Annotated in this window: 6 protein-coding genes and 2 pseudogenes; 4 read left to right on the top strand and 4 right to left on the bottom strand. The window is 61.2% G+C overall.

The genetic code is table 11. From position 1 onward, the window contains the following. Positions 1-1,478: alkaline phosphatase family protein (locus BST27_RS24735; RefSeq protein ID WP_139805348.1), on the top strand; the 1,478-nt coding region annotated here is incomplete at its 5' end. Between the two features lie 37 nt (positions 1,479-1,515). Then, a complete protein-coding gene (locus BST27_RS24730; protein ID WP_069422107.1) occupies positions 1,516-2,640 on the top strand; it encodes a glycoside hydrolase 5 family protein in 1,125 nt (374 codons plus the stop codon). A gap of 69 nt (positions 2,641-2,709) precedes the next feature. Here the strand turns inward: BST27_RS24730 and BST27_RS34865 are convergent. Beyond that, positions 2,710-3,294: pseudogene (locus tag BST27_RS34865) on the bottom strand (helix-turn-helix transcriptional regulator); the annotation flags it as partial. Here BST27_RS34865 and BST27_RS34025 point away from each other — a divergent pair. Beyond that, positions 3,295-3,846, top strand: a pseudogene (locus BST27_RS34025) (alpha/beta fold hydrolase); the annotation flags it as partial. It abuts the pseudogene before it with no gap. A gap of 39 nt (positions 3,847-3,885) precedes the next feature. On the opposite strand, the gene BST27_RS24715 reads toward BST27_RS34025, so the two are convergent. The 3 genes from BST27_RS24715 to BST27_RS24700 all read right to left on the bottom strand — a co-directional run bounded on the left by BST27_RS24715 (position 3,886) and on the right by BST27_RS24700 (position 8,375). Then, positions 3,886-6,804 (bottom strand): MMPL/RND family transporter, encoded by a 2,919-nt coding sequence (locus tag BST27_RS24715; protein ID WP_372515477.1) that lies wholly within the window; start codon positions 6,802-6,804, stop codon positions 3,886-3,888. Further along, positions 6,801-7,220 (bottom strand): MmpS family transport accessory protein, encoded by a 420-nt coding sequence (locus BST27_RS24710; protein WP_069422109.1) that lies wholly within the window; start codon positions 7,218-7,220, stop codon positions 6,801-6,803. Before BST27_RS24710 ends, BST27_RS24715 begins: the two co-directional genes overlap by 4 nt. Positions 7,221-7,607: 387 nt before the next feature. Next, positions 7,608-8,375, bottom strand: coding sequence for an esterase (locus tag BST27_RS24700; RefSeq protein WP_069422111.1), 768 nt, complete (start codon positions 8,373-8,375; stop codon positions 7,608-7,610). A 415-nt stretch (positions 8,376-8,790) separates the two neighbouring features. Here BST27_RS24700 and BST27_RS24695 point away from each other — a divergent pair, with 415 nt between their 5' ends. Beyond that, positions 8,791-9,207 carry a DUF732 domain-containing protein gene (locus BST27_RS24695; protein ID WP_069422112.1) on the top strand — a complete coding sequence of 139 codons (417 nt, stop codon included), beginning with the start codon at positions 8,791-8,793 and terminating at the stop codon, positions 9,205-9,207. Positions 9,208-9,624 lie beyond the last annotated feature (417 nt).

Raw genomic sequence — 9,624 nt, 5'->3', positions numbered from 1 at the left:
CCGGCACCCCGACCGTGATCCCCTACAACGCCCAACTCACTTATCCGTCACCGACCTCGACCCCGTTCCCGACCCTGCCGAATTTCCTCGGCTTGGGCTTCCCCGGCAGCATCCCGGGTGGCGGCAACAATTTCGCGGGCGGCGGACCCGTGGCCACGTCCAGCATCAGCCAAACCGTCGACCTCACCGCCGCAGCCGCCAGGATCAACACCGGCGCAACGCCTTACACGCTCAGCGGCTTGCTAGGCGGCTACCTCCTGGACCCATCATCGACCTTGGTGACGGTCTCCTTCCTCAACGCCGATGGGGTGGTGCTGGGCACCGGCTCGCTCGGGCAGGTCACGGCGGTCGACCGACTGGGAATGACGGGATTTCTACCACGAGACGTTTCCGGAACGATCCCGGCAGGCACCACCTCCGCGGTTGTGACCGCGAGCTTCATCGACCGAAACCCGTTCCTAGGCAATTACAACGGCTCCTTCACGGACAACCTGTCATTCACCGTCGGCGATCCCAGCCTTGTCCCGGCGTTGCTGACCCCGCCAATGTCCAACGTCGGCCAACTGGACCATGTCTTCCTGATCTACATGGAGAACAAAGGCGCCGCCGACATTCTCGGCAGCATCAACGCGCCGTACTTCAACAGCCTGATCAACAGCTACGGATATGCGAACCAGTTCTACGCGCTGGGTCATCCCAGCGACCCCAACTACTACCGAATCATGGGCGGATCGGACTTCGGCCTTATCTACAACCCAACCTCGCCCTCGATCAATGCGCCCAGCCTCATGGAAGCGATGGACAACGCGGGCATTACCTGGGCCGGCTACGCGGACGGCATGCCGTACCCGGGCGCCATCGTGAACTCGGGCGACTACGTCGTCGACTCGCTGCCCTTCCTCCAATTCACATACGTCTACAACAACACCACCGCCTACCATGAGCAGCACCTGCTCCCGCTGACGCAGTTGGGCCTCGATCTACAAAACCCGGCTACCTTCCCCAAGTTCACGTGGATAGCTGCCAACGACCACACCAACATGGAAGGCCCGATCGATTTTCCTGACGGCACCGCCAACTGGCTTCTCAGCCAGCTCACCAACCACCAGTACAACGTCGCCGCCGGCGACCAGTTCCTCCGCGAACAGGTGTCCCTCATCCAAAGCTCGCCGACCTGGACCACGAACGCCGCCAACAACCGGAGCGCGATCATCATCACGTTCGACGAGGACTACAACAACCTGTCGTTGGGTATCGGCAACCAAGGCAACCACATCAATATGGTCGTCATCCCGAACGAGGCCGCCGTGACGTATGGCGGAATGCAAACCGGCCACTTCGTCACCAACACTCGCTACGACCTTTACAGCCTGATGTCAACTCTCGAATACGCCTTGAGTCCGACGGCGGGAACCCCCTTCATCACGCTCACCATGAACGACCTGTACGCCGTACCGATGAATGATTTCTGGAACTAGTGGCCACAGACGGCCGTCGAGGCAGTAGTTTCACTGCGTGCGGCGCCGAACGGTACTGAAGCTCCCCCTGGTGCTGGGCACGGGCCTGACACTGACGCCGGTGCCCCGTGCCGCCGCACAGCAAAACCGGTGGTCACCTGACCGAGCCAATCGCTGGTACGAAACGCAAGCCTGGCCCGTCGGCGCGAACTACATCACTTCGAACGCCGTCAACCAGCTGGAGATGTTTCAGGCCGACACCTTCGACCCACGGCGCATCGACGCCGAGCTCGGGTGGGCCGAGGCGCACGGGCTCAACGCGATACGGGTCTTCCTGCACGATCTGCTCTGGGCACAGGATTCCGCCGGATTCCAAGCGCGTCTCGCACAGTTCGTCGCCATCGCTGCGCGCCACCGCATCAAGCCGCTCTTTGTCCTGTTCGACTCCTGTTGGGATCCGTTCCCCAAACTGGGTCGGCAACCCGCACCGCGACCCGGGATCCACAACTCAGGCTGGGTGCAAAGCCCGGGCGCTCAACACCTCGACGACCTCGACTACCGCCGTACCCTGCGCAACTATGTCACGGGAGTGGTCAGCCAATTCCGTACGGATGACCGTATTTTGGGTTGGGACCTTTGGAACGAGCCCGACAATCCGGCGCGCGAGTACCGCAAGGTCGAGCGGAAAGACAAGCTAGAGCGGGTCGCCGATCTGCTTTCCTTGGTTTTCGGGTGGGCACGATCGGTTGAACCGTCTCAGCCGTTGACGAGTGGAGTGTGGGACGGCGAATGGGGAGATTCTCAGCGCCGCAGCACAATCGCCAACATTCAGCTGGACAACTCCGACATCATCACGTTCCACTGCTATGACAAGCCAGCCGGATTTGAGGCTCGGATCGAGGAACTACTGCCGCTGGCCCGGCCCATCATCTGCACCGAGTATCTTGCGCGGACGCGCGGCAACACCGTTGAAGAGATCTTGCCAATTGCCAAGCGCCACAACATAGGAGCGTTCGTCTGGGGATTGTTCGCGGGGAAAACCCAGACCTATCTGCCGTGGGACTCGTGGGATCATCCGTACACGACGGTTCCGGAGCCGTGGTTTCAGGACCTGGTTCGAACCGACGGAAGGCCTTACCGGGACTCTGAAATTGAGACGATCAGCAGATTGAACCGGCTCTAAGGCCACCCCAAGCCACGAACCCCGGGTTCACACGCGGAGTCCGCCGGCGGCCACGACGATCTCGCCGCCTCAGTTGCGTCGTGCTGCTTCTTGTACGAGTTGGACGCGTGAGCTGACGCCAAGCTTGTTGTAGACGTGGGTGAGGTGGCTCTGCACCGTACGCGGTGATATGAACAGGCGGGCGGCGATGTCTTTGTTCGCCAATCCCTCGCCGAGCAAGCGAATTACGTCGAGCTCGGCCGGGGTCAGCGCGTCCCAACCGCCCGCCGGCCGGTTTCGTCCGCCGTGGCCGCGTAGCGCATACGCGATCGCCTCCGCAATGGACAGCCCTGCGCCCTCGGCCCACGCAGCGTCAAAATCACTGTCGCCCAGTGCTTTGCGCACGGAATCGACCGAGGAGGCATAGCCGTCCTCCCACACCTTGAACCTCACCGCGCCGGTTTCGCATCGGCAAGCGTCCGCCGCACCGAAAAGTCGCGCCGCTTCGCGATGGTTGCGCCCATCACCGGCCGCATGGGCGAGGCACTCCAATGCATCTGCGGTGGGTAAGTGCGCATCGAAGTCCGCGGCGAGCTCAAGCGCCGCGCGGGCGTCACGTTCGGCTTGCCCGACGTCATTCTGGGCAATCACGATACGCGAACGGGTGACGAGTGCATCAGAGCCATCGTCGAGTCCGGTGACTACACGCCGATGCTGCACACCCTGCGCGACGAGGGCATGCCCACGATGGTGGTGCACGCCGAAAAAGACATGATCGTGCCGTTCCCGCATGCGCGCGACATCGCCAACGAGTCCGACGCCACGCTGTACAAGGTGCCAGAGGCTTACCACTCGTGGATGATCGCCAATCCGCGGCAGGGGGCCGACGCGTTCCGACAATTGCTGAATGGCGAACTGGGCGAGGTGCTCCGCAATACCGCCGACACGATGGGCATCGCGGACCTCCATGACTACGAGGCATGGGAACGCGAATTACTCGATCCCGATGCACTGGTGTTGGAGTTCATCCGCGGTCGCGACCGAATCGAGATCGGGACCAAGGAACCCGACCATGTCGCACTCGAGTTGGTGCGACAGACGGAGCGTTCGCAACAACGGATGTCCTGGGCGCGGCGAGCCTATCGCAGGTGGGCGGCAAAGCACCTGCAGCAGGCGCGATCGCTCATCCGGCAGAACACCCGGGTCGGGCCTGAACGCCGCGGATAGGCATCGCCGCGGTGGCACCAAAGATGCACACGGAAGCTGTCAGGGTACGACGTCGACTTGCCGCCTGCTGCCGACCTGCCCGTTGGAGTCCGGTGAGCCGGGCGCGCCGGAGTCATGGACTGGGCGGCAACTTGCGATCGGCTGGTTGGAGATGCGGGCCGGCAGCTGCGCGGCGTCGGTGTGCACACGCCGTGGCCACCAGAACCAGCGGCCCAGCAGCGTTGCAATGGCAGGCGTCATGAAGGAGCGGACGACAAGGGTGTCGAACAACAAACCGATCATTATCGTGGTGCCGATTTGGCCGACAACGAGCAGGTCGCTGGTCACCATCGAGCCCATCGTGAAGGCAAACACAAGGCCGGCGGTGGTAACGACCCTGCCGGTGCTCGCCATCGATCGGATCATGCCGGTCTTGAGGCCTGCCCCGATTTCTTCCTGGAGTCGGGCAACCAGTAGCAGGTTATAGTCCGATCCGACGGCCAGCATGACGATGACCGCCATGGCGAGCACCAGCCAGTGCAATGGCGTATGAAGAATGTGCTGCCAGAACAGAACTGACAAACCGAAGGCTGAGCCCAACGACAGTGTGACCGTGCCGATGATGACAACGGCGGCGACCGCGCTTCGTGTGATGGCCAGCATGATCAGGAAGACCAGACAGAGCGACGCGATCACCGCGATCAGAAGGTCGTACCTCGAGCCCTCTTCGATGTCTTTGTAGGTGGAAGCTGTGCCGGATAGGTAGATATTCGCCGCCTCCAAAGGGGTGCCCTTCACCGCCTCGCCGGCGGCTTGCATGATCCGGTCGATGTGTGAAATACCTTCAGCTGTCTCGGGTATGCCCTGGTGGGTGATGACGAATCGCGCTGATCTGCCGTCCGGGGACAGGAAGAGCTTCAACCCTCGTTGGAAGTCTGGATTATCGAAGGCTTCGGGCGGCAGGTAGAACGAATCGTCGTTCTTGGTCGCGTCGAAAACTCGTCCCATGGTGGTTGCGTTGCGGGTCATGTCGTCCATTTGGGTGATCAGCCCGGAAAAGGTGCTGGTCATCTTTTGGGCAACGCCCTTGACCGTCTTCATCGTTGCGATCAGCGGGGAAAACTGCGCCAGGATTTGCGGCGTGATCGTATCGAGTCGATCCAGGTCGTCGACGAGGTTGCCGACATCCTCGCTTAGCCTGTCGACGCCATCGGTGGCCTCGAACAGCGACCGGGTCGACCAGCAGATTGGAATGTCGAAACAGTGACGCTCCCAATAGAAATAGCTGCGAAGAGGCCGCCAAAAGTCGTCAAAGTCAGCTATGTGGTCCCGTAACTCGTTGGTGTTGGCCTGCATCTGCTGGCTGTGACCGTCCATGTCATGTGTGACGGCGGAGAACTGTCTGGTCAAATCTTCCATGCGCTGGGTGATCTCGATCATGTGTTGCAGTTCGTCAGTCATCTGGGTCATGTCGGACACCAGATCCTTGAGGTACTGGATGTTCTTGATCGTCTCGGCGCTTTGCAGGCTGATTTGGAAGGGGATCGAGGTGTGTTCGATCGGAGCACCCAGCGGCCTGGTGATGCTTTGCACGCGAGCGACACCGGGGATGTGGAAGATGCCCTTGGCCACCCGATCCAACAGCAGCATGTCCGCTGGGTTACGCAAGTCGTGATCGGCCTCGATCATCAGGATCTCGGGTTCCATGCGGGCTTGCGAAAAGTGACGGTCCGACGCGCGGTAACCAATGTTGGACGGCGTGTCGTCGGGAATGTATCGGCGTTCGTTGTAACTGGTTTGATATCCGGGCAGCGCGAGCAAGCCGATCATCGATATCAGCACCGCACCGACCAGTACCGGGCGGGGCCAGCGGACCACCACCGTGCCGATCCGCCGCCAACGGCGCTTGGTGAGTTTGCGTTTGGGATCGAATGCCCCGAACCGGCTGGTCACGGCGATCATTGCCGGCGCAAGGGTAAGCGAGGCCAAGATCACGACTGCCAAGGCGATAGAGCACGATGCGGCCAGGGTATTGAAATACGGAAGCCTGGTAAAGCTGAGGCAGAACATCGCTCCGGCAACGGTCAATCCTGACCCCAAGACCACGTGCGCGGTTCCGCGAAACATATTGTGGTAGGCAGCTTCTCGATCTGCGCCGAGTGTGCGTGCCTCTTGATAGCGGCCGGTTAGGAAGATGATGTAGTCCGTGGACGCCGCGATGCTGAGTGCGACAAGGACATTGACGGCAAAGGTCGACAGTTCGATAAGGTCGTGAAAGGCCAGCACCGCGATGACACCCTGGAGCGCGAGCAGTTCGATCCCGACGGTGACCAGCGCGAACACGACAGTAAGAAATGAGCGATAGGCCAGTAGCAGCATTATCGCAATGACCACGATGGTGACGCCGGTGAGCTTTTCCAGGCTGCGCTGGCCGTAGATGACACGATCCGCGTTGCTGGGTCCAGGTCCGGTCACGTAGACCTTGATCCCCGACGGCGCCGGAACACTGTCCACGACGCGTTGAACGGCCGCGACCGACTCGTTAGCTTGCGAACTGCCCTGATCACCTGCGAGATTCAGCTGTACATATGCGGCTTTTCCGTCAGCGCTCTGCGAACCCGCCGCGGTCAAGGTATCGCCCCAGAAGTTCTCGATGTGCTCGACATGGGCTTTGTCTTGGGACAGCTTGGCAATCAGAGTGTCGTAGTACCTGTGGGCGTCGTCGCCGAGCTTGTCGTTGCCTTCCAGGACAACCATTGCCGTGGTGTCGGAAGTGAATTGCTCGAAGTTTCTCCCGATCCGATTCATCGCGATGAGCGAGGGAGCGTCGCGGGGACTCGACGAGACCGAGTGCGTTCTGGACACCTCTTGCAGCTGTGGTGCAACGATATTCAGGACGACGATCAGTGCAACCCAGGACAGAATGACTGGTATCGACAATCGCCGGATTATTTTCGCGGCGGTATGTTCGCTTTTCACGCCGATTTCACCAAGCAACTTGCTTGAGCATGAAGGGATTTCACCATCCGCTCATCGCGGACCACGCCGTTGACGGTGATGCGACAACCGAGCGCCTCGCTGTCACCTTGGGCCACCACGTCGGCAATCACCGCGGGCAACGTAGTCACGATCATGACCGACCACGGAATCGTTGCGTGGTCCACCCGTTGCGGCTGAGCATCGGCATCCAAGTAGTTGACGTTGGCGACGGCGCCTGTCGGCCCCAAGACTTCTAAGAGGACGTGCTTGGGGTTGAACGCGACCAGCACGTCAGGGTTGCCGGCACTTGAAACACGTTGATGTGAGCCGAAAACCCCGTGCAGCCGCCAGACAGCGCATCCTCCGACCACCACGACGACCACCATTACGATCGGTATCCAGATGCGCCTGATCATTGAACTACCTTCGGCGGCTCCATCGATCTCATCGCACCCGTCCCGTCCAAACTTGGCGTCGCTGTTGCCCCACGGCGGTGGCCATGAGAATTATCGGCACGGTTCGGCGGCACGGGATTCAGTAGCCGACTACTTAACTGTCGCCAACCTCGCGTTGCCTGGGCGACACGGCGGCCCGAATGGCGCCCGCAGCTGCCGGCCAATCGACGCTGCGGACGGAAACAATGCTTCGGTCGAGACCGAAGACCTGGACGAAAAGTGACTTACCTGCAGGGCGAACGTGGCCGCTGGTTCAGCAACGGTGCGGTTGCTCAGCCTGGGCGCCAAGGTTGCGGTGTCAGCGCCAGCTAAACGCGCCGCAATATTTGTCCAGGAGGCGTCACAGTCTCAAGCAAGCATCGGATCGATCGCCGACCGGGGCACCAGCACCTGCAACGCCCCGGCTGAGTCGGGCAGCAGCGCACCCTGGTCAAAGAAGAAGATCACCCCTTCGTTGACCACCGCGAAATTCTGGTAGTTGGCGGGGTCGTAGAGCGCAGTTGGCGAGATCGCCAACGGTGGTGGCGTAGTCGTGGCCGACTGTCCGGACGGCGCGGGTGACGCGGTTGGCGTCGGCGCCTGCTGCTTCTGCAGCTCGGCCTGGACGATGGGCGCCACGGTCTTCAGCGGATCCTCGACCTGCCACAACGGCGTATTTTGTTTGTCGTCGCGCGCGGCAGTGAACTTGATCGCCTTGCGATAGGTCTGATCCCAGTTGAACGCCTTGAACGTTGTCTGTGGTTGGGCGTCGGTCCGGTAGACCTTGAACACCACGGTCTGCGTCCCACGCGGCGGAATTGCCGAGTTGTATTCCGTCGGCGTGATCTTCAGCTCATAGGGCTTGTCGTGGGGCGCGGCCGACTTGGCTGCGTTGACGAATGCGTCGCGTGTCTGGGAGATAAATTCGGCGACCGGCTTCTGGTCGGGGAAATCCACCGGGAAACTTATGTCGACGCTGTACCCGGGGTCCGAGATCTGAATCACACAAGTGCGCCCGGTGGTGCTGCCCTTGAGCTCGGCGCAGTAGTCCTTGGGCGCCGCAACCGCCACCGGAGCGACAGAAGAGCCGAAGATGGCCGCAGCCACGACGAGTACGGCAACGCTGAACAAACGCATAACTGAATCCCCTCCGAGCAAAACACGACGGCACGCCGCCGTCGCGAGATTACGTGCAGTGTTCTCGCGAAGCAAAGCCGGCGAAGATTCCGCTGCATCCCGCAGTCCGAACCGAAAGCATCACCACAGGCCGCCGGCCAACCAGGAATCCTGCGTTAGCGCGGCACCCCTCCTGCTCGGGTCAAACCCGACTAACCCGCCTTTCCACCGTGGGTTTCAAGGTGCGGGCTTACGGTACGCGCCCGATTGCTTTGTGCGCCGTCGTCACCGCGTCGGACGCGTTAGCTGGTGCCTGCTCAGTGCTGGTTAACCGCCTCCATGTGTGGCCTCCCATTGACGGCATTTGAGGGGACTTTCTGCTCTACCCGGCTTGAAGTCGCCGACTTAGGGTGCAGGTATAACGAAAGGGGCAGGAATGGCAGCCGATATTCCGAATTCGCCCAAACGCTTTTTCCGTCTCTGGGCTGCCATTGTTGTCCTGATGCTCGCGGTCATGTCATTTGCCCTCGCGTCACCACCGCCAGCGTCAGCCGATTGCCTGACCAGCCAAGATCACTTCTACATTGCGTTGCTGGCACAGAGAAACATTGGTCCTAAACCCGGCTACACCGAATGCGACCTGGCCTTGCATGGGCGGCAGACCGCTAGTGTGGTGCGACAGGCAGCGAATCCCAGGGCAGCTGCCGCATACTTGGCGCTCGACATCTACTACAACACAGACTTAACCGCGGATCAGGCTGCATGGCAGGTCGCGGCGGCGGTTAGTGCCTACGCCCCGGAGATGATTCCCATAATCAGGAGAACGCCGGTGGAGGAGCCAAGCGTGGCCTGAGGTCAAAGTTTGCTGCCATCCACGAGCGGCACAGCCTACGATTTCAATCGAGCCCAAAAAGGAGACCTACGAAATGATTACGAAAGCGCTGGGCGGCGTGGCTGCTGCGCTAGGAGCCGTTGCGGCTGTCGGCTTAGCGGCACCAGCTATCGCTGATCCCATCCCGTCGGGCTCCACAGCCTGTAGCTGCCCGGCGCCTGCGCCGAAGTCTCCCGCCAACCTTGACCAGCTAAGCGAGACAATCGTCACTGATCTCAAGATCATCCAGGACCAGCAACAGCAATAGCTGACCGGCCTGCCGCTGAAAGCTGACGACTTCGCCCACTGCCCCAGCGGGCCGCATGGGTGACGCGGTCTCATTAGCCCTGGGGTGAGGACGGTGCCGAGCCGGCCACCCGCGCCCAACGTGGGCCCTTT

This window comes from Mycobacterium intermedium (genome assembly GCF_002086275.1).
GTDB lineage: Bacteria > Actinomycetota > Actinomycetes > Mycobacteriales > Mycobacteriaceae > Mycobacterium > Mycobacterium intermedium.
Note: the sequence above shows the minus strand (reverse complement) of the source record. Positions and strands in the feature narration are given on the sequence as shown.